We start from the raw sequence: 17,732 nt of genomic DNA, 5'->3' as shown, positions 1-17,732 counted from the left end.
TTAAATGGGTAGAATTATAGCAATCGCCAATCAAAAGGGTGGCGTAGGTAAAACAACAACTTCGGTCAATTTGAGCGCTTGCCTAGCATATTTAGGTAAGAAAGTGCTTTTAATTGATACTGATCCGCAGGGGAATACAACAAGTGGACTTGGTATTAATAAAGGAGAAATACAGGGTTGTATTTATGATGTGCTCATTGATGATGAAGATGTTCAAAATGTCATTCAAAAAACAAATGTTGAAAATTTATCTATCGTGCCAGCAACTATCTCACTTGCAGGTGCAGAAATTGAATTGGTTTCGACTATTTCCAGAGAAGTACGTTTAAAACATGCTTTACAAAATGTGAAAGAGGATTTCGATTATATAATTATTGACTGTCCACCATCTTTAGGGCTTTTAACAATCAATGCGTTAACAGCTTCAGATGCGCTTATTATTCCTGTACAATGTGAATATTATGCATTGGAAGGGTTAAGTCAATTACTATCAACAGTTCGCCTCGTTCAAAAGCATTTGAATCAACAGCTTTACATCGATGGCGTTTTATTAACAATGCTAGATGCACGCACAAACTTAGGCTTACAAGTTATTGAGGAAGTGAAAAAATATTTCCAAGATAAAGTATATAAAACAATAATCCCCCGTAATGTGCGATTAAGTGAGGCACCAAGTCATGGTCAACCAATCATCACTTATGATGCAAAATCTAGAGGTGCAGAAGTTTATTTAGAGATGGCGAGGGAAGTGATTAAAAATGGCTAAAGGTCTAGGAAAGGGTATTGGGGCATTATTTCCAGGAGAGTCTTTAGAACATAGTGGTCAAGTGGAAGAAATCCAATTAGATTTAATTGTTGCGAACCCATTTCAGCCACGTAAAATTTTCGATCAAGAAAGTTTACAAGAATTAGCTGATTCTATTAAAGAACATGGAATTTTGCAGCCAATTGCTGTGCGTAAAAAAGCACGCAAGTTTGAAATTGTTGCGGGAGAGCGTCGTTACAGAGCTTGTCTATTAGCTGGCCTCGAGGTTATTCCTGTCATTATAAAAGAGCTATCAGATGCACAAATGATGGAGCTTGCTATTTTAGAAAACCTCCAACGTGAGGATTTAACTGTTATTGAAGAAGCAGAAGCCTATCAGAGTTTAATGGAAAACTTACATTTAACTCAGGAAGAGTTATCGAAGCGATTAGGAAAAAGTAGACCACATATTGCCAATCACGTTCGACTACTGGCATTACCAGAAGATGTACGTAAATTGATGAATGATGGAACTCTATCGATGGGGCAGGGACGGGCATTACTCGGCTTAAAAAATAAAAGAAGAATATCAGAAGTGGCTAATAAGGTAATAAATTTAGGATTGAACGTACGTCAAGTTGAATTATTAGTGCAAAACTTAAATGAAGAAGTTTCACGTGAAACAATCCCTCCTAAGAAAAAAGATATCTTTGTAACTGCAAAGGAGTCACAATTACGAGACTACTTTGGAACAAATGTTCAAATAAAGAAAACAAGCAATAAAGGGAAAATAGAAATTGAATTTTATTCTGAAGATGATTTAGAACGAATATTGGAAATATTAAACATACAAGAAGAATAAAATAGTATTTCTATAACTTAATCAGAGCGCCAAGCAAATAGGCGCTCTCTATTTTTTAGAGAGAAAGAAGGCTTAAGTGTGGTATTACTAGGGGCATTAATAAATGCTGTGTTAATTATAGTAGGAGCATTAGTAGGGCGCATTTTTAAAAATCTTCCTGAATCTATGAAATCTACGGTTCTTTCTATTATTGGTTTAGCCGTCACATTATTAGGGATAAAAATGGGCTTTGAAAGTGATAATTTTATTATATTGGTAGTAAGTTTAGTGGTAGGTACAGTAATAGGTGAGTGGTTAGATTTAGATAAACAAATGAATCGTCTAGGTAAATGGGTAGAGAGTTTATTTCGTACAAAACGGGATGACCAAAATCAAATTAGCATAGCAGAAGGCTTTGTAACTGCCTCACTAATTTTTGTTGTAGGATCAATGGCTGTTATAGGTGCTCTTGATAGTGGTCTTCGTAATGATCATAATGTACTCATTACTAAAGGATTAATAGATGGATTTACATCCATTATTCTAGCCTCGACATTAGGTATAGGTGTAATGCTATCCGCTGTACCTGTCTTTGTTTATCAAGGATTAATAGCTCTTTTTGCAGGTGTTATAAGTTCCTTTATCCCTGATGCCGCACTACAAATGTTCATTACAGAAATGACAGCTGTTGGCGGGGTTATGATTATGGCAATAGGGTTAAACATTGCAGGCTTAGCTAAGATCAAAGCTGCTAACTTGCTTCCAGGTATCGTCATTGTTGGTATTATGGTGGCTATCTTCTACATTTTTTAGTGAATAACGATGAGCAGCCAGTAATAATGCTCTTGAAAGCTTTTCAGCCATTGCATAAGAGATATGAAGTCTGGTATTTTGTAAAACAAGCATTTCCATAAAGCCTCCAATATTGACGATTCCTTTCACGGAAATGTCTCCAATTGGGGGTAATTCTTTTTTTACAGCTTTTCCAGGGAAAATGGGTCCACTTTGAACTGAAATATGACCAACATTTTGCTCACTGCCGAGACAGGCATCAATCGCAATAATGAATGGTTTTGTAGTATGATTGTGTAGCTGTTGCATTGTAGAATCTAGGTTTAGAGCATGTAAAGGGTCTTCTAAGGAACCAACAATTTCATAAGGAAAGCTAACAGATTTTTTTAAAAAGCTACCAGTTAATGGACCAAGTGTATCACCCGTACATCGGTCACTGCCAATACAACAAAAAATTAGTCTTTCATGATGAAACGGTATATGTTCTAAAAATAATGTACTTAATTGCCAAACAGCATTTTTACTCTCATGATGAAGGGAATAAGGTAGTAACAAATTTGGTATAGTATTCATAAAAAAACTCACTTTCTTTTTATTTTTAGAAGTGCTCAATTTTTATGCAGTATACGCAAATTTTTAGCAAGTTATTCAAGAGGTGGTAATGATGGAAAAGAATAAAAAGTTAATGGAAAAATACTGGGACAAGCTCACATCTGAGGATCTTTGGGAAAAGGTTATTGATGCATCTATAGAAATTTTGCTCATTCTATTAGTATCGTGGATCGCTGTAAGATTAGGTAAAAAATTTATTAAAAAGGTGTTTTTAATCCGTATGCGTTCACCATTGAGCCACTCAGAGCGACGCCAACGAACAATTTCAAGATTATTACAAAGCGTGATTTCCTATGTCGTTTATTTCTCTGCAATCATTGGTATACTTTCTTCCTTAAATATAAAGGTAGCAGGTTTATTAGCGGGTGCAGGAATTGTTGGTTTAGCAATAGGTTTTGGTGCTCAAAGCTTAGTAAAGGATGTTATTACTGGATTCTTTATTATTTTTGAAGACCAGTTTGGTGTAGGCGATTATATAAAAATAAATGCTGCAGAAGGTACAGTTGTAGAAATTGGCTTACGTACAACAAAAATTAATGGTGCTACTGGTGAACAGTTCATCATTCCCAATGGTGCCATAGGCGAAGTCGTCAATTATTCTGTTAACAACTCCAAAATTTTTATAGATTTACAAATGGCCACGGATGCTGATTTTGAGAAAGCAGAAGGGGTTATTAATAAGTATTTAGAGACATTGCCTAAGATGCATAAAGAATTAATTGCAGCTCCGGTATTTCTAGGTGTGCAAAACGTGAAAGGGACAGAAGTAACCATTCGTATAGCTGCTGAAACATTACCGCAGCAACAATATGGAGTAGCACGTACCATACGCCGCGATATTACGAAACTCTTTGAAGAAAATAATATACCAATGGCCTATCCAAAAATGATGTTCTATGGCAAAGATGAGGGGAGAAGTGTGTAAGATGGAGGCAAAAAAATTTGGTTTAAACGATATTGTTGAAATGAAAAAACAACATCCATGCGGTACTAATAAATGGAAAATTATTCGTATGGGGGCGGATGTACGTATCAAATGCGAAGGATGTCAGCATAGTGTCATGATTCCACGTCGTGAATTTGAGAAAAAAATGAAAAAGGTTTTATTTTCTGCGGAAGAGTCGTAACATCAGGCATATTAGACTTTTTCTGGGTGAATCAATATAATAGATAAGGTTATAAGAGAGAAAATTTGAACTGAGTATAGAAAGGTTGTGTCCATCCATGGCATTAACAGCTGGAATCGTTGGTTTACCTAACGTTGGAAAATCAACATTATTTAACGCAATAACAAAAGCGGGCGCATTGGCTGCAAACTATCCATTCGCAACGATCGATCCAAACGTTGGTATAGTTGAAGTACCTGATGCACGTTTAGATAAATTAACAGAATTAGTGGTACCGAAAAAAACTGTGCCAACTGCATTTGAATTTACAGATATCGCTGGAATTGTTAAAGGTGCTTCCAAGGGTGAAGGATTAGGAAATAAGTTCCTAGCTCATATTCGTGAAGTAGACGCAATTTGTCAGGTAGTACGTTGTTTTGTAGACGAAAACATTACTCACGTTTCTGGTGCAGTAGATCCAATTGACGATATTGAAGTTATTAATCTAGAGCTTGCACTAGCTGACTTAGAATCTGTGGATAAACGTTTACAACGAGTTAGCAAAATGGCGAAACAAAAAGATAAAGAGGCTATGATAGAGGAGCCAGTGCTTCTAAAAATTAAAGAGCAACTAGAAAACGGTAAACCAGCTAGAGCAGCTGAGCTATCAGATGATGAATTAAAGGTAATTAAAGGTCTTCATCTGCTAACAATTAAACCAATGCTTTATGTAGCAAACGTTTCAGAAGATGAAGTAGCAGATGCAGACAACAACGAGTATGTGAAAAAAGTACGTGAGTATGCATCCGCTGAAGGTGCACAGGTCATTACTATTTGTGCAAAAATCGAAGAAGAAATTTCTGAGTTAGATGATGAAGAAAAAGCTATGTTCTTAGAAGAATTAGGAATTAAAGAATCTGGTTTAGATCAACTAATTCGTACTTCTTATGACTTATTAGGACTAGCTACTTACTTCACTGCAGGTGTACAAGAGGTACGTGCCTGGACGTTCCGTAAAGGAATGAAGGCACCTCAATGTGCTGGTATTATCCATACTGACTTTGAGCGCGGCTTTATTCGTGCAGAAACAGTGGCATATGATGATCTTCTTGAGGCAGGTTCGCAAGCAGCGGCTAAGGAAGCTGGTAAAGTACGTCTTGAAGGTAAAGAATATGAAGTACAAGATGGCGATATTATGTTATTCCGCTTTAATGTATAAAAAACTTACAAGGGCAATCTAAAATGGTTGCCCTTTTTCGATTGCGTAGTTATCAGAATTTTTAATGTATGGAGGCGACTTATGAATGAATCCTGTGCAAATTAAGGAACGTGGTTTAGAGTTTGAGCAACTGGGGATGCTACCACAAGATGTCTTAGATTATATTTATGAACAACGATTATTCAAATTGTTCACTCCAAAAGAATTAGGTGGTATGGATTTAAATTTAGTAGAAGGTGTAAAGATATTTCAACAGATGTCTGCACTTGATGGCAATTTTGGATGGCTCATTACTATTGGTACAGGTGGAAACGCATTTATTCCAACATTCAGTAAAGAAATTTGTGAAAAAATCTATTCTCCTAAAGAAGCAGTTATAGCAGGTAGTGGATATCCAACAGGGATAGCTGTAAAAACAATTGGAGGCTATTATGTAACAGGGCAATGGAAGTATTGTAGTGGTTCTAATTATGCATCAACATTTACGATGAATTGTTTAATTGAAGAAGATGGTATCAAAACCGAAAAAATTATTAGCTGCTCAGTAAATCCACATGATGTAGAAATTTTGAATGATTGGTCTGCAATGGGTTTAAAGGCAACAGCTAGTCATACAATCCGTGTAAACAATGTTTGGGTACCACAGGAAGCTACTTTTCAATTAGGGGTCATCAGAAATGATTATGGCAATTCAGTACATAACTTTCCATTTACCACTTTTGCAGAGGCTTCCTTTTTAGGCGTTTGTCTTGGGATGACAGAGAATTTTTTAGAAGAAGCTTTTGCTTTAATGAAGCAACGAAATCATGATGGAAGCAGAACTGAGCGAATTGGAGCCTTCCAATTTTTATGGATGCAGCAGCATAAACGTTTCAAGCAATGCGAGGAACAGTTTTATGCAACATTATCTGTCTTTTGGCAACAGCATCAAAAAGGTGAACAATTAACGGAAGAGGAATTATCACAATTTACTCAATTGGCTAAGGATATTGCTGCTGCTTGCTTAGAGATAGCGAATAATTTAATACGCAGTCTCGGTATGGATGCTATTACAGAAACATCTATGATTAACCGTATTTGGAGAAATTTATATACAGCAGCCCAGCATGGATTTTTAACTCCTTAAAGTATAAATAGAATCTGTAGTTGTTCATTTCTAATCTACAGATTCTATTTAATTATGTAGTCTTATTTTAATGATGATCCTTTTCCCGCAATAGATAAACATACAGCTTTGGTAATTTAGGATCATCCTGTACGATAGCATTACGTGGATATTTGCGTAGCTCTTTATACATGGCAAAATCGCCTACAGCTCCAGCTATTAACACCGCCCCTATCAATATTAAAACAGTACTGTTAAGATAAAACCCAACAATGGTTGGAAGTACTCCAGTCGTCCAGAATGGCAGTAATAAAGCTTTTTTCATAGCATGGTTGGGGAGAGGTTGCTCAGTAGTTGCATAGGCAATACCTTGCTCTAAATTTATGCCATATTTTAAAGCTTTAAAGGGAACTCTGCCAAAAATCATAAAGCCAATTAAATGAAAAGCCTCGTGTAGGATAATAAAAATTATATACAGCACAACAAATAGTGCTGTGCCACCAATCATCTTCCAAAAAGAAAAATGGAAATCTTTAAAGCAAATATATTGAATGGCAATAAATAATATGACAAGACCACTTGTAATCACAAAATTGTCGATCATTAACTTCTTTAAATCTAATTCAATAACGATAGGCTCCTTATCGTTGGTTAACATGAAGGCACTCCTTTCATAGATAATGAAATATACTGCCATTATATAACGAATTATTAGTTTGTGACTTGAAAGACATGTACCTATATGTTACAATTCATTGATGTGAGTAATAATTAATTACTTGCTCCTTGCTCCCTTAATTAGGAGAGCCTAAGTCCATAAGGAGGTGTAAACAGATGAGAAAATACGAATTAATGTACATCGTACGTCCGAACATTGAAGACGAAGCGAAGAAAGCTTTAGTTGAACGTTTCAACGAAATGTTAACTTCTAACGGTGCAGAAGTCATCGAATCAAAAGAGTGGGGCAAACGCCGCTTAGCTTATGAAATTCAAGACTTCCGCGAAGGTTACTACCAAATCGTAAAAGTAAACGCTACTTCAGATGCAATCAACGAGTATACACGTCTTGCTAACATCAGCGAAGACATCATTCGCCACATTGCAGTTCGCGAAGAAGCTTAATAATTAATTTTTTACAAAACGCTGAAAAGGAGGTTGTATTCTGATGATTAACCGTGTCGTATTAGTTGGAAGACTAACAAAAGATCCTGAGCTACGTTATACACCGAATGGAGTTGCGTCTACAAGATTTACAGTAGCTGTAAACCGTGCATTCTCAAATCAACAAGGTGAACGCGAAGCTGATTTCATTAGCTGTGTTGCTTGGCGTAAACAGGCTGAAAACCTAGCGAACTTCATGCGAAAAGGAAGTTTAATTGGGGTAGAAGGTCGTATCCAGACAGGCAGTTATGAAGGACAAGATGGTAAGCGAGTATACACAACAGATGTCGTGGCGGATAGCGTACAGTTTTTAGAACCCCGTAATGGTAGCGGTGCTCCTGCTCCTCAATATGGTGGACAAACTTACGGTAATAACCAACCGTCATATGGCGGTGGTCAACCACAACAACAGTTTAGTGGCGCTATGCCAGGGCAGGGTTCCTATGGCGGCGATTCGTATCAGCAAAATCAACCACCTATGAATCAGCCGAATTATACACGTGTAGATGAGGATCCATTTGCGAATAGCAAAGGGCCAATAGAAGTATCTGAGGATGATCTTCCATTCTAATGCTTCTAAATGATAAAAAAAGATAAGGAGGAGACACACTATGGCACCACGTCGCGGAGGCCGCAAACGCCGTAAAGTTTGCTACTTCACTGCTAATAACATTACGCATATCGACTATAAAGATGTAGATTTATTAAAAAAATTCATCTCTGAGCGCGGTAAAATTTTACCACGTCGCGTAACTGGCACTAGCGCTAAGTACCAACGTAAATTAACTTCAGCTATCAAAGTATCTCGTATCATGGGATTACTTCCATTCGTAGCAGAAGATAAATAAGATTGATGACGTTAAGGTAACTGACCTTACATCAATTTTAACTACCAGCATATTACGATATTCGTATCGGGTATGCTGGTTTTTTGTTATGGTTAAAAGGAAAATTATCAACTAGTTAGGTAAAAGTTCGAATTAAAATTGAAAAAATAATGACAATGTACATAGTGATCTAAGTGATTTTTGTTCAATACTATGAAAAAATGGTACAATAAAGGGTAGTAAGTTTGACTGAAAAAAAGGAAGGTTTTCAATGCCGAATAATCAAACAAAAGCGCTTGTACAAGGCTCAATGATGGTTGCACTTTTTACAATTTTGATGCTAATTTCTGCATATGTACCATTCATCTTTATAGTAGCTTTATTATTCGCTCCACTACCGATTGCTTGGTATAGCGCAAATTACAAGCGTTCCACATCAATACTCGTAGCAATAGTAGGCTGTATCCTAACCACTATAACGAGTGGAATATCCATGCTGCCATTTGCCTTTATTTTAGGGCTAGTAGGTGTCGTTATGGGTAACGCCATTTATTTGAAGAAGAGTAAGCTTTATTTATTTATGTCAACGGGGATTGCTAATCTCCTTTCGATGGCAATTGTTTATGTTGCTTATGTAAAGCTTTCAGGGATTGACTTCATAAGCATGAGTTTAGAGATGGCACGTAAAAATTATGAGCAATCTAATGAATTTGCGAAGAATGTAACAGGCCAAGTAGCCATTAATCCAGAGCAGCTTGAGGCAATGTTTAAAACAATTGAACTGACTATGCCTGCAACGATAACAATCTCAGCATTTTTTGCTGCATTTATTATCATTACAGTCAATTTACCAGCTCTAAAACGACTAGGGGTAGATGTTCCAAAATTTGCTCCATTCCAAAATATGAGATTACCACGCTCTATTTTATGGTATTACATGATCGTTTTATGTATTAATTTATTCATGCGTCCTGAGGCTGGCTCTACGCTAGATATTATTGTATTAAATGTTTCTTATATTTTATGGTTGTTACTGATTTTACAAGGAATATCTTTTATCCATTATTTTATCTCTAAAAAGGGGATGCCAAATGGAGTTAAATGGGTAGCAACTTTATTAGCAATTCCATTATCATCCTTTATGATCTTACTCGGTATTGTTGATTTAGGTTTTGACGTACGTTCACTTGTAAAGGGGAAGACTAAAGAATAAGGGGCTGATTGTAATGGGGACATTTAGAAAACGACCAATTCGCTATCCGCTTTTTGTTCTTTCCATATTTGGAACTGTGACGTTCGTGCTTCTATGTATTTGGAATATCGGGATAGGCATCGGTTATGGTGTAGGTTTTGTTTTACTGATGGCCTACACATGGAAAGTAGAGAAGATAGCTTTTGAGGAAACAGAAAAGCACATTGAATCTATCTCCTTCCGTATGAAAAAAGTAGGGGAAGAGGCACTGCTTGAAATGCCAATTGGGATACTGCTGGTTAATGAGCAGTATGAAATCGAATGGTCTAATCCATATATGCAAGGCATTTTAAATATGGAATCATTAGTTGGAGAAGGTATTGTAAATATATCTGATGACATCTATGTATTAATGAAGACCGAGGAGACTAATGAGGCGACGATTACACTACGTGATCGGAAATATCGTGTTTATTATAAAAAAGAGGAACGACTACTGTATTTCTTTGATATAACTGAACAGATTGCCATTGAAAAGCAATACTATGCAGACCGTACAGTAATCGCTATATTGTTTGTCGATAATTACGATGAAATCACGCAAGCCATGGACGATCAACCACGTAGTTTAACCAACACAATGGTTACTTCAATTGTCAATGAATGGGCTGCAGAGCATGGTGTATTTGTCAAACGAATATCATCAGATCGTTTCTTAGCAGTATTAAATGAATCCATTTTAACGGAGCTAGAAAAGAAAAAATTTGCTATATTAGATACCATTCGAGAAAAAACAGCTCAAAAGAATTTATCATTAACATTAAGTATTGGTGTAGGAGCTGGATCATCCTCATTAGTGGAGCTTGGTGAGTTGGCACAGTCCAGTCTTGATCTTGTATTAGGACGGGGTGGAGACCAAGTGGCGATAAAGCAACCTACTGGAAAACTTAAATTCTATGGTGGAAAAACAAATCCAGTCGAAAAACGTACACGTGTTAGAGCGCGCGTTATCTCACATGCATTACGCGATTTAATTCAAGACAGTGACCAAGTGTTTGTTATGGGACATAAAAATCCTGACATGGACTCCATTGGTGCTTCTGTAGGTGTACGTAAAATGGCACAAATGAATGATGTAAAGGGCTATGTCATTATCAATTTTGATGAATTAAATGGTAGCGTTACACGATTAATGAATGAAATAGAGAGTAAATCAGATTTCTATGAAAATTTCCTTACACCAGAGGAAGCCGCTGGTAAAATGACTGAGAAATCGTTGCTCGTTATTGTTGATACACATAAGCCTAATTTAGTAATTGATGCACACCTATTGAAATTAGCTGAAAAGGTGGTTGTAATCGACCATCATCGTCGAAGTGAGGACTTTATTGAAAATCCTACACTCGTTTATATGGAGCCATATGCGTCGTCCACAGCAGAGCTAGTGACAGAGTTACTAGAATATCAGCCGAAACGTGCAAAAATTAATATGCTAGAAGCTACTGCATTACTAGCGGGTATTATCGTTGATACCAAAAGCTTTACACTTCGAACAGGAGCACGTACATTTGAAGCAGCTTCTTACTTACGAACAAATGGTGCCGATACAGTATTGGTCCAACGTCTCTTGAAGGAGGACGTGGACACATATATAGAGCGCTCCAAAATTGTGCAAACAGTTAAGTTCGTAAAACCAGGAGTAGCTGTTGCTGTAGGTGAGGAATCAAAAGTGTATGACTCTGTCTTAATTGCGCAAACAGCCGATATTTTACTAACGATGAAGGATGTTAGTGCATCCTTTGTCATTGCACATCGGGCAGATGGCAAAATTGGTATAAGTGCACGATCACTTGGCGAGGTCAATGTACAGCTAATTATGGAGAGGCTTGGCGGCGGTGGACATTTAACGAATGCTGCCTGCCAAATAGATGCTAAATCCATCGATGGTGTGAAAAAACATTTAGAAGAGGCCATAAATGAGGTCTTTGAAGGGAGTTCTGACTAATGAAAGTAGTATTTTTAAAAGACGTTAAAGGAAAAGGAAAAAAAGGTGAAATTAAAAACGTAGCTGATGGCTATGCACAAAATTTCTTAATCAAGAATGGCTATGCAGCGGAAGCAAATGCGCAAGCTTTAAGCCAAATAGAGGGGCAAAAGAAATTAGAGGCCAAAAATGCTGCTGCCGAATTAGCTGAAGCACAAGCATTAAAGGAAAAAGTAGAAGCACTAACAGTTGAGCTAAAAGCAAAATCAGGTGATGGTGGCCGCTTATTTGGCTCAGTATCTACAAAGCAAATTGCTGATGCATTACAAAAAGTGCACGGTATTAAAATTGACAAACGTAAAATGACTTTACCTGATGGGATTCGTTCACTTGGCTTTACAAATGTTCCTGTAAAACTACATCATGAAGTATCAGCAACGTTAAAAGTACATGTAACGGAAGAATAAGGAGCGACAATCCATGAGTGAACCGATGATGGACCGCGTTCCACCGCATAACCGGGAGGCGGAGCAATCGGTTATCGGTGCTATCTTCCTTGAGCCACAGGCATTAATAACAGCATCAGAAATTTTATTGGCAGATGATTTTTATTTAAATGCCCATAAGAAAATTTTCGAAACGATGTTGCGCTTGAGTGATCAAGGAAAAGCGATAGATGTTGTAACAGTTACAGAAGAATTATCAGCTAAAAAAGAGATTGAGGACGTTGGCGGGCTTTCTTATTTACTAGAGCTCGCCAATGCTGTCCCTACAGCTGCCAATGTCGCTCATTATGCCAAAATCGTTGAGGAAAAGGCCCTCTTACGTCGATTGATTCGAGTGGCTACGAAAATTGTCGAGGACGGCTATACACGTGAAGACGAAGTAGAGGCATTATTAGGCGAGGCAGAGAAGAAAATGATGGAGGTTGCCAATCGAAAGAATGCAGGTGACTTTAAGCATGTTAAAGATGTGCTAGTGGAAACTTTCGATAATATTGAGCAACTGCAATCACAAAAGGGAGAAGTAACAGGTATCCCGACTGGCTTCCGTGATTTAGATAACATTACTGCAGGCTTTCAACGCAACGATTTAATCATTGTTGCTGCTCGTCCATCTGTAGGGAAAACAGCCTTTGCATTGAATGTTGCGCAAAGTGTTGCTGTACAAGCTCGTGAAAATGTTGCAATCTTTTCTTTAGAGATGGGTGCAGAGCAACTGGTCATGCGTATGCTTTGTGCAGAAGGAAATATAGATGCACAAGTTTTACGTACAGGTGCTTTAACTACAGAAGATTGGGGTAAACTAACTATGGCAATGGGTAGTTTATCGAATTCAGGGATTTTTATTGATGATACTCCAGGTGTACGTATCAATGAAATCCGTGCAAAATGTCGTCGTTTAGCTCAGGAGAATGGACTAGGAATGATCTTAATTGATTATTTACAGTTGATTCAGGGGAGCGGCAAGCCAGGAGAAAACCGTCAGCAAGAGGTATCAGAGATTTCCCGTTCCTTAAAGGGATTAGCCCGTGAATTAAAGGTACCTGTTATTGCGTTATCACAGTTATCTCGTGGTGTTGAGCAACGACAAGATAAACGGCCAATGATGAGTGATTTACGTGAATCGGGAAGTATTGAGCAAGATGCTGATATTGTTGCGTTTTTATACCGTGATGATTATTACGATAAAGAATCTGAGAATAAAAATATGATCGAAATTATCATTGCGAAACAACGTAATGGTCCAACAGGAACTGTTACATTGGCCTTTAAAAAAGAATTCAATAAATTCATTAATGTGGATTGGTCACAAATGCCACCTCCACCGCCACGTGATTAGTCAAGTTACTCGTCATTCAGATAAGTTGCCTATTAGTAATGAAATATTACCCTTAGAATAAATTAATCTGAATGTTCGATAATATTCATACCATTCTGTTATTAAACACGAACGTTGAATCAGATTTTTTGATTTTATGTTCGTGTTTTTTCGCTATTTTTTATTGACGAGTTGTTTCTATCATTGTTACAATAATTGAGGCTTGAAAATTGAGATACAAAGGTATCTAACGGAGGTGCTGATTATGACATCAGTAGTAGTTGTAGGAACACAGTGGGGAGACGAAGGAAAAGGTAAAATTACAGATTTCCTTTCGCACAAAGCCGATGCCATCGCTCGTTTTGCCGGTGGAGATAATGCAGGACATACCATTAAAATTGATGGTGAAACTTATAAATTACATTTAATTCCATCAGGGATCTTCTATAAAGATAAAACTTCAGTAATTGGTAATGGATTAGTTGTGAATCCAAAATCATTAGTAACAGAGCTTAAAGGTTTACAAGAGCGTGGTATTAATACAGATAATCTACGTATTTCTAATCGTGCACATGTGATTTTGCCTTATCATATTAAACAAGATATTGCGGATGAAGAAAGTCGTGGAGACAATAAAATCGGCACAACTTGTAAAGGTATTGGACCTTGTTATCAAGATAAAGTAGCACGTATTGGGATTCGTATGGCTGACTTACTTGATAAGGAAATCTTTGAGGAAAAACTACGTCATAATTTAGCCATTAAAAATAAGTTATTTGAGAAATTCTATGAAGTTGAAGGCGTAACATTCGAAGAAATTTTCGAGGAATACTATGGTTACGGACAAGAAATTGCTAAGTATGTTACGGACACGTCTAAAATTTTGAACGATGTCCTAGATGAGGGCGGTAAAGTGCTATTCGAAGGTGCACAAGGAATTTTACTTGATGTCGATCAAGGTACGTATCCATATGTAACATCTTCAAATCCTGTTGCTGGGGGAGTAGCGATTGGTGCAGGTGTTGGGCCATCACGCGTAACAAGCGTTATTGGTGTATCTAAGGCCTATACATCTCGAGTAGGAGATGGACCATTCCCAACGGAGTTGTTCGATGAAGTAGGCCAACAAATTCGTGAGGTTGGTCGCGAATATGGTACAACAACAGGTCGTCCACGTCGTGTAGGCTGGTTCGACACAGTCGTTGTTCGTCACTCACGCCGTGTAAGTGGCATTACTCATCTTGCTCTTAACTCTATCGATGTTTTATCGGGCTTAGAAACAGTAAAAATTTGTACAGCCTATAACTATAAAGGTGAAACAATCACAGAGTATCCAGCAAACCTTCATATTATTGAACAATGTGAGCCGATTTATGAGGAGCTTCCAGGCTGGTCAGAGGATGTAACAAGCTGCAGAACTTTAGAAGAGCTACCTGAAAATGCACGCCGCTATGTGGAGCGTATCAGCGAACTAACGGGCATTCAAATTGCTACTTTCTCTGTTGGACCTGCACGTGAGCAAACAAACGTGTTAGTGGACGTTTGGGAAGCATAATAAAATAAAATGAAAAGGGCGTGCCAAATGCGGCATGCCCTCTTTTAGTGAATATCTTTCTTCTTAAAGCGACCACCTTTTACCTCAGCGATATTACCGATGGCTAGAAAAGCATTGTCATCTATTTCAGCGACGATTGTTTTCAATTTAGATTCTTCTAAACGAGTAATAACGGTAAATATGACTTTCTTGTCATTCCCCGTATAAGCTCCCTCTCCGTGAAGGAAAGTAACACCACGACCAAGTCGATCCATAATCGTTTGTCCAATTTCATCGATGTCATCACTTATGATATAAACCGATTTAGATTCTTCCAATCCTTGAATAACAATATCAATCATTTTATAGGCAATATAGTATGCAATGATGGAGTACATGGCTTGCTCCCAATTAAAAATAAATCCTGCCACCGTAAAAATAATGATATTGAAGAACATGATGATTTCTCCAACTGAAAAAGGTGTTTTGCTATTAGCTAAAATAGCTAATATTTCAGTTCCATCCAATGAACCTCCATAACGAATGACAATTCCGACACCAACTCCTAAAATCATTCCTCCAAAGACTGTTGCCAATAATGTGTCTTCCGTAAATGGATGGATATTATGTAAGGCGAGTGTTGAAAATGAGAGTACGGTAATACCTAGACCTGTGGACAATGCAAAGGTTTTACCAATTTGTTTATAGCCTAAAAAAATAAAAGGTAAGTTTAAAATGAAGATGAAAATACCAAGGGGTAATTTTAACAAATGAGATGTGATAATGGAAACACCTACGATGCCACCATCCATAATGTGGTTGGGTACTAAAAACAGTTCCAAGCCCAATGCCATTATAATCGCGCCTAGCGAAACCATAATAATTCTTGCAAAAACTTTACGCATGCTATTTTTCTGAGGTCTCAACACTTTTGTTGTGATCTCAGAGGTTTGTGAATCACTCAATTTAATCGCTCCAATCAAATAGTGTACCTTCTATATATATTTTATCGGAATATTAAAAAAGTAAAAAGTATTAAGTCAAAATTCACTTGAAAAAATTTGAGAATAGTATACAAATGATAGTTAAATTGAATTTTAAGAACCAATATATGAATAAAATTACAGTATTTATAAACTATATAAAATATATTCTATGTAACAATAAGTAGATAAATAATACATTTACATTACAAAAGAGTGAAATCGTTCAAACGTCATTTTCTTTATGGTACATTATAGGGGTGCAAAAAATCCTTGTGGGTAAATCATCCTACAGTAGGGTAAAGTTGGAAGGGGCTTTATTGATGAATTCGTTTTGGAAAAGAAAAGAAGAAAACAATAGATTCACCTACAATTTTTCTTCTTTTAAAAAGGCTTCAATCATTGTAGTTTTAATGACAAGCCTAACGATTAACATGGGATTTGCTAAGGAATATAACAAAGAAAACTTAAATAAAATTTACCACGTATATGTGGGGAATGAATATATTGGTGCAGTATCTGATGAGAAAGCAATTCAAGAAATAATTGCATCAAAAGAAAAAGTGGCAAGTCAGCAATTCAAAGGTTTATCCATTGATGCTAGCTCAGCTGTTAAAATAATCCCAGAACAAGTATTTACAAATGAAACAAAAGATGCAGAAACATTATCAAAACTTAAGCAATCTTTAGTGGCCAAATCAGATGCCTTTACATTATTAGTAAATCACAAACCAGTAGTATCACTAAAGAATACGGAAGCTTATGAGAAAACTGTTCAAATGTTAAAGCTACAATATGTTTCTCAGCAAGAATTAGATAACTTATCAAAACGCCAAGCTAGCAATAATCTACCAGAATTAAAAGATGGTGAGTCTAGACTTCTAAATGTTTCCTTTAAACAAGGAGTTTCAGGGTTATCACAAAAAGTGACACCCACTGATATATTATCACCTGAGCAAGCCGTGAAGTTTTTAATGACAGGCTATCTTGAGCAAGAAACATATAAAATTGAATCAGGAGACGTGTTAGGGTCAGTTGCTAAAAAACATAATTTAACAACAAGTGAACTACTAGCTCTAAATCCGGATATCACAGTAGATACAGTTTTACAAATTGGACAAGAATTAAATGTTACTGTGGCAAAGCCATTTGTGACACTTGAAGTAAAAAAGGAAAAGAAAGTTGCGGAAGTCATTCCGTTTAAAAAAGTAATTGAAGAAGATCCTACAATGTATAAAGGTGAAAAGGTCATCAAGCAAGAAGGTGTTAATGGAAAAAAAGAAACAACTTATGCATTAACATCTGAAAATGGTACACAGACATCAAAAGTTGCCTTAGAGGAAAAAATACTTCAACAGCCAGTAGATGAAATTGAAGTAGTTGGTACAAAGGTTATTTCTTCACGTGGAACTGGAGAATTTGCATGGCCAGCAGTCGGGGGCTATATTTCAAGTGGTATGGGTGAACGTTGGGGAGCCTTCCATCGTGGTATTGATATCGCTCGACCAAGTAACTATAATATTTTAGCTGCTGATAATGGTGTAGTTGTTGCTGCTGGCACTTCTGGCACCTATGGTAATCGGATTGTTATTAATCACAATAATGGTTTTACAACACTTTATGGACATTTATCTTCAATTAATGTTGAAGTCGGACAAGTAGTGGAAAAAGGTTCTGTGATTGGTATTATGGGTTCCACTGGAAATTCGACAGGTACACATTTGCACTTTGAAGTTGAAAAGAACGGTTCATTAGAAAATCCGTTATCTTATGTAGGCCGATAAAACATGTTGAATAGAAGGCAGTCCGA

General features: G+C 36.9%; 19 protein-coding genes. 16 read left to right on the top strand and 3 right to left on the bottom strand.

The window, feature by feature from the left end:
* Positions 1 to 4 precede the first annotated feature (4 nt).
* The 3 genes from BFM98_RS21710 (at position 5) to BFM98_RS21700 (ending at position 2,399) form a co-directional block, all read left to right on the top strand.
* The gene (locus BFM98_RS21710) at positions 5 to 766 is read left to right on the top strand and encodes a ParA family protein (protein WP_048395216.1); all 762 of its coding nucleotides are present in this window, start codon (positions 5 to 7) and stop codon (positions 764 to 766) included.
* A complete protein-coding gene (locus BFM98_RS21705; RefSeq protein ID WP_066038357.1) occupies positions 759 to 1,607 on the top strand; it encodes a ParB/RepB/Spo0J family partition protein in 849 nt (282 codons plus the stop codon). Before BFM98_RS21710 ends, BFM98_RS21705 begins: the two co-directional genes overlap by 8 nt.
* 78 nt (positions 1,608 to 1,685) lie before the next feature.
* The gene (locus BFM98_RS21700; protein WP_048395220.1) at positions 1,686 to 2,399 is read left to right on the top strand and encodes a DUF554 domain-containing protein; all 714 of its coding nucleotides are present in this window, start codon (positions 1,686 to 1,688) and stop codon (positions 2,397 to 2,399) included.
* Here BFM98_RS21700 and yyaC read toward each other — a convergent pair.
* Entirely contained in the window at positions 2,319 to 2,951 is a 633-nt protein-coding gene (yyaC, locus tag BFM98_RS21695) for a spore protease YyaC (protein WP_048395222.1), read from the bottom strand. The two genes, BFM98_RS21700 and yyaC, sit on opposite strands and share 81 nt — an antisense overlap.
* Before the next feature lie 91 nt (positions 2,952 to 3,042).
* On the opposite strand from yyaC, the gene BFM98_RS21690 reads away from it, so the two are divergent.
* The 4 genes from BFM98_RS21690 (at position 3,043) to BFM98_RS21675 (ending at position 6,441) form a co-directional block, all read left to right on the top strand.
* Complete coding sequence (locus BFM98_RS21690; RefSeq protein ID WP_054548813.1) at positions 3,043 to 3,915, top strand: mechanosensitive ion channel family protein; 873 nt, start codon at positions 3,043 to 3,045, stop codon at positions 3,913 to 3,915.
* 1 nt (position 3,916) lies between these two features.
* Complete coding sequence (locus BFM98_RS21685) at positions 3,917 to 4,117, top strand: DUF951 domain-containing protein (protein ID WP_048395226.1); 201 nt, start codon at positions 3,917 to 3,919, stop codon at positions 4,115 to 4,117.
* A 97-nt stretch (positions 4,118 to 4,214) separates the two neighbouring features.
* Positions 4,215 to 5,315, top strand: a complete 1,101-nt coding sequence (gene ychF, locus BFM98_RS21680; RefSeq protein ID WP_016994923.1) for a redox-regulated ATPase YchF — start codon at positions 4,215 to 4,217, stop codon at positions 5,313 to 5,315.
* Positions 5,316 to 5,400: 85 nt separating this feature from the next.
* Entirely contained in the window at positions 5,401 to 6,441 is a 1,041-nt protein-coding gene (locus tag BFM98_RS21675; RefSeq protein ID WP_066038356.1) for an acyl-CoA dehydrogenase family protein, read from the top strand.
* 67 nt (positions 6,442 to 6,508) lie between these two features.
* On the opposite strand, the gene BFM98_RS21670 is transcribed toward BFM98_RS21675, so the two are convergent.
* Complete coding sequence (locus BFM98_RS21670; RefSeq protein ID WP_054548815.1) at positions 6,509 to 7,078, bottom strand: DUF3267 domain-containing protein; 570 nt, start codon at positions 7,076 to 7,078, stop codon at positions 6,509 to 6,511.
* A gap of 176 nt (positions 7,079 to 7,254) precedes the next feature.
* Here BFM98_RS21670 and rpsF point away from each other — a divergent pair, with 176 nt between their 5' ends.
* The 8 genes from rpsF to BFM98_RS21630 all read left to right on the top strand — a co-directional run bounded on the left by rpsF (position 7,255) and on the right by BFM98_RS21630 (position 14,960).
* Positions 7,255 to 7,542: a 30S ribosomal protein S6 gene (gene rpsF, locus BFM98_RS21665; RefSeq protein ID WP_016992320.1), complete on the top strand. Its 288-nt coding sequence runs from the start codon at positions 7,255 to 7,257 to the stop codon at positions 7,540 to 7,542.
* A gap of 43 nt (positions 7,543 to 7,585) precedes the next feature.
* The gene (gene ssb / locus BFM98_RS21660) at positions 7,586 to 8,152 is read left to right on the top strand and encodes a single-stranded DNA-binding protein (protein ID WP_054548816.1); all 567 of its coding nucleotides are present in this window, start codon (positions 7,586 to 7,588) and stop codon (positions 8,150 to 8,152) included.
* Between the two features lie 40 nt (positions 8,153 to 8,192).
* Positions 8,193 to 8,429 carry a 30S ribosomal protein S18 gene (gene rpsR / locus BFM98_RS21655; protein WP_012296211.1) on the top strand — a complete coding sequence of 79 codons (237 nt, stop codon included), beginning with the start codon at positions 8,193 to 8,195 and terminating at the stop codon, positions 8,427 to 8,429.
* A 250-nt stretch (positions 8,430 to 8,679) separates the two neighbouring features.
* Positions 8,680 to 9,621, top strand: coding sequence for a YybS family protein (locus tag BFM98_RS21650; RefSeq protein ID WP_066038355.1), 942 nt, complete (start codon positions 8,680 to 8,682; stop codon positions 9,619 to 9,621).
* Positions 9,622 to 9,634: 13 nt separating this feature from the next.
* On the top strand, positions 9,635 to 11,605 hold the full coding sequence (locus BFM98_RS21645) for a DHH family phosphoesterase (protein ID WP_004233367.1): 1,971 nt from the start codon (positions 9,635 to 9,637) through the stop codon (positions 11,603 to 11,605).
* Positions 11,605 to 12,051 carry a 50S ribosomal protein L9 gene (rplI, locus tag BFM98_RS21640; RefSeq protein WP_004233368.1) on the top strand — a complete coding sequence of 149 codons (447 nt, stop codon included), beginning with the start codon at positions 11,605 to 11,607 and terminating at the stop codon, positions 12,049 to 12,051. Before BFM98_RS21645 ends, rplI begins: the two co-directional genes overlap by 1 nt.
* 13 nt (positions 12,052 to 12,064) lie before the next feature.
* Positions 12,065 to 13,426 carry a replicative DNA helicase gene (gene dnaB, locus BFM98_RS21635; RefSeq protein ID WP_004233370.1) on the top strand — a complete coding sequence of 454 codons (1,362 nt, stop codon included), beginning with the start codon at positions 12,065 to 12,067 and terminating at the stop codon, positions 13,424 to 13,426.
* Between the two features lie 244 nt (positions 13,427 to 13,670).
* Positions 13,671 to 14,960, top strand: a complete 1,290-nt coding sequence (locus BFM98_RS21630) for an adenylosuccinate synthase (RefSeq protein WP_004233375.1) — start codon at positions 13,671 to 13,673, stop codon at positions 14,958 to 14,960.
* 44 nt (positions 14,961 to 15,004) lie between these two features.
* On the opposite strand, the gene BFM98_RS21625 is transcribed toward BFM98_RS21630, so the two are convergent.
* Positions 15,005 to 15,844 carry a YitT family protein gene (locus BFM98_RS21625; RefSeq protein WP_227744975.1) on the bottom strand — a complete coding sequence of 280 codons (840 nt, stop codon included), beginning with the start codon at positions 15,842 to 15,844 and terminating at the stop codon, positions 15,005 to 15,007.
* A gap of 401 nt (positions 15,845 to 16,245) precedes the next feature.
* Here BFM98_RS21625 and BFM98_RS21620 point away from each other — a divergent pair, with 401 nt between their 5' ends.
* Positions 16,246 to 17,706 carry a peptidoglycan DD-metalloendopeptidase family protein gene (locus tag BFM98_RS21620; RefSeq protein ID WP_066038354.1) on the top strand — a complete coding sequence of 487 codons (1,461 nt, stop codon included), beginning with the start codon at positions 16,246 to 16,248 and terminating at the stop codon, positions 17,704 to 17,706.
* The last annotated feature ends 26 nt before the right edge of the window (positions 17,707 to 17,732 follow it).

The organism is Lysinibacillus sp. AR18-8 (assembly GCF_001705465.1).
In the GTDB taxonomy this organism is placed as follows: domain Bacteria; phylum Bacillota; class Bacilli; order Bacillales_A; family Planococcaceae; genus Lysinibacillus; species Lysinibacillus capsici.
Note: the sequence above shows the minus strand (reverse complement) of the source record. Positions and strands in the feature narration are given on the sequence as shown.

Coding starts and splice junctions, on each gene's coding strand:
- BFM98_RS21710 (WP_048395216.1), top strand. CDS start 5: ATGGGTAGAATTATAGCAATCGCCAATCAAAAGGGTGGCGTAGGTAAA.
- BFM98_RS21705 (WP_066038357.1), top strand. CDS start 759: ATGGCTAAAGGTCTAGGAAAGGGTATTGGGGCATTATTTCCAGGAGAG.
- yyaC (WP_048395222.1), bottom strand. CDS start 2,951: ATGAATACTATACCAAATTTGTTACTACCTTATTCCCTTCATCATGAG.
- BFM98_RS21690 (WP_054548813.1), top strand. CDS start 3,043: ATGGAAAAGAATAAAAAGTTAATGGAAAAATACTGGGACAAGCTCACA.
- BFM98_RS21685 (WP_048395226.1), top strand. CDS start 3,917: ATGGAGGCAAAAAAATTTGGTTTAAACGATATTGTTGAAATGAAAAAA.
- ychF (WP_016994923.1), top strand. CDS start 4,215: ATGGCATTAACAGCTGGAATCGTTGGTTTACCTAACGTTGGAAAATCA.
- BFM98_RS21675 (WP_066038356.1), top strand. CDS start 5,401: ATGAATCCTGTGCAAATTAAGGAACGTGGTTTAGAGTTTGAGCAACTG.
- BFM98_RS21670 (WP_054548815.1), bottom strand. CDS start 7,078: ATGTTAACCAACGATAAGGAGCCTATCGTTATTGAATTAGATTTAAAG.
- rpsF (WP_016992320.1), top strand. CDS start 7,255: ATGAGAAAATACGAATTAATGTACATCGTACGTCCGAACATTGAAGAC.
- ssb (WP_054548816.1), top strand. CDS start 7,586: ATGATTAACCGTGTCGTATTAGTTGGAAGACTAACAAAAGATCCTGAG.
- rpsR (WP_012296211.1), top strand. CDS start 8,193: ATGGCACCACGTCGCGGAGGCCGCAAACGCCGTAAAGTTTGCTACTTC.
- BFM98_RS21650 (WP_066038355.1), top strand. CDS start 8,680: ATGCCGAATAATCAAACAAAAGCGCTTGTACAAGGCTCAATGATGGTT.
- BFM98_RS21645 (WP_004233367.1), top strand. CDS start 9,635: ATGGGGACATTTAGAAAACGACCAATTCGCTATCCGCTTTTTGTTCTT.
- rplI (WP_004233368.1), top strand. CDS start 11,605: ATGAAAGTAGTATTTTTAAAAGACGTTAAAGGAAAAGGAAAAAAAGGT.
- dnaB (WP_004233370.1), top strand. CDS start 12,065: ATGAGTGAACCGATGATGGACCGCGTTCCACCGCATAACCGGGAGGCG.
- BFM98_RS21630 (WP_004233375.1), top strand. CDS start 13,671: ATGACATCAGTAGTAGTTGTAGGAACACAGTGGGGAGACGAAGGAAAA.
- BFM98_RS21625 (WP_227744975.1), bottom strand. CDS start 15,844: ATGCGTAAAGTTTTTGCAAGAATTATTATGGTTTCGCTAGGCGCGATT.
- BFM98_RS21620 (WP_066038354.1), top strand. CDS start 16,246: ATGAATTCGTTTTGGAAAAGAAAAGAAGAAAACAATAGATTCACCTAC.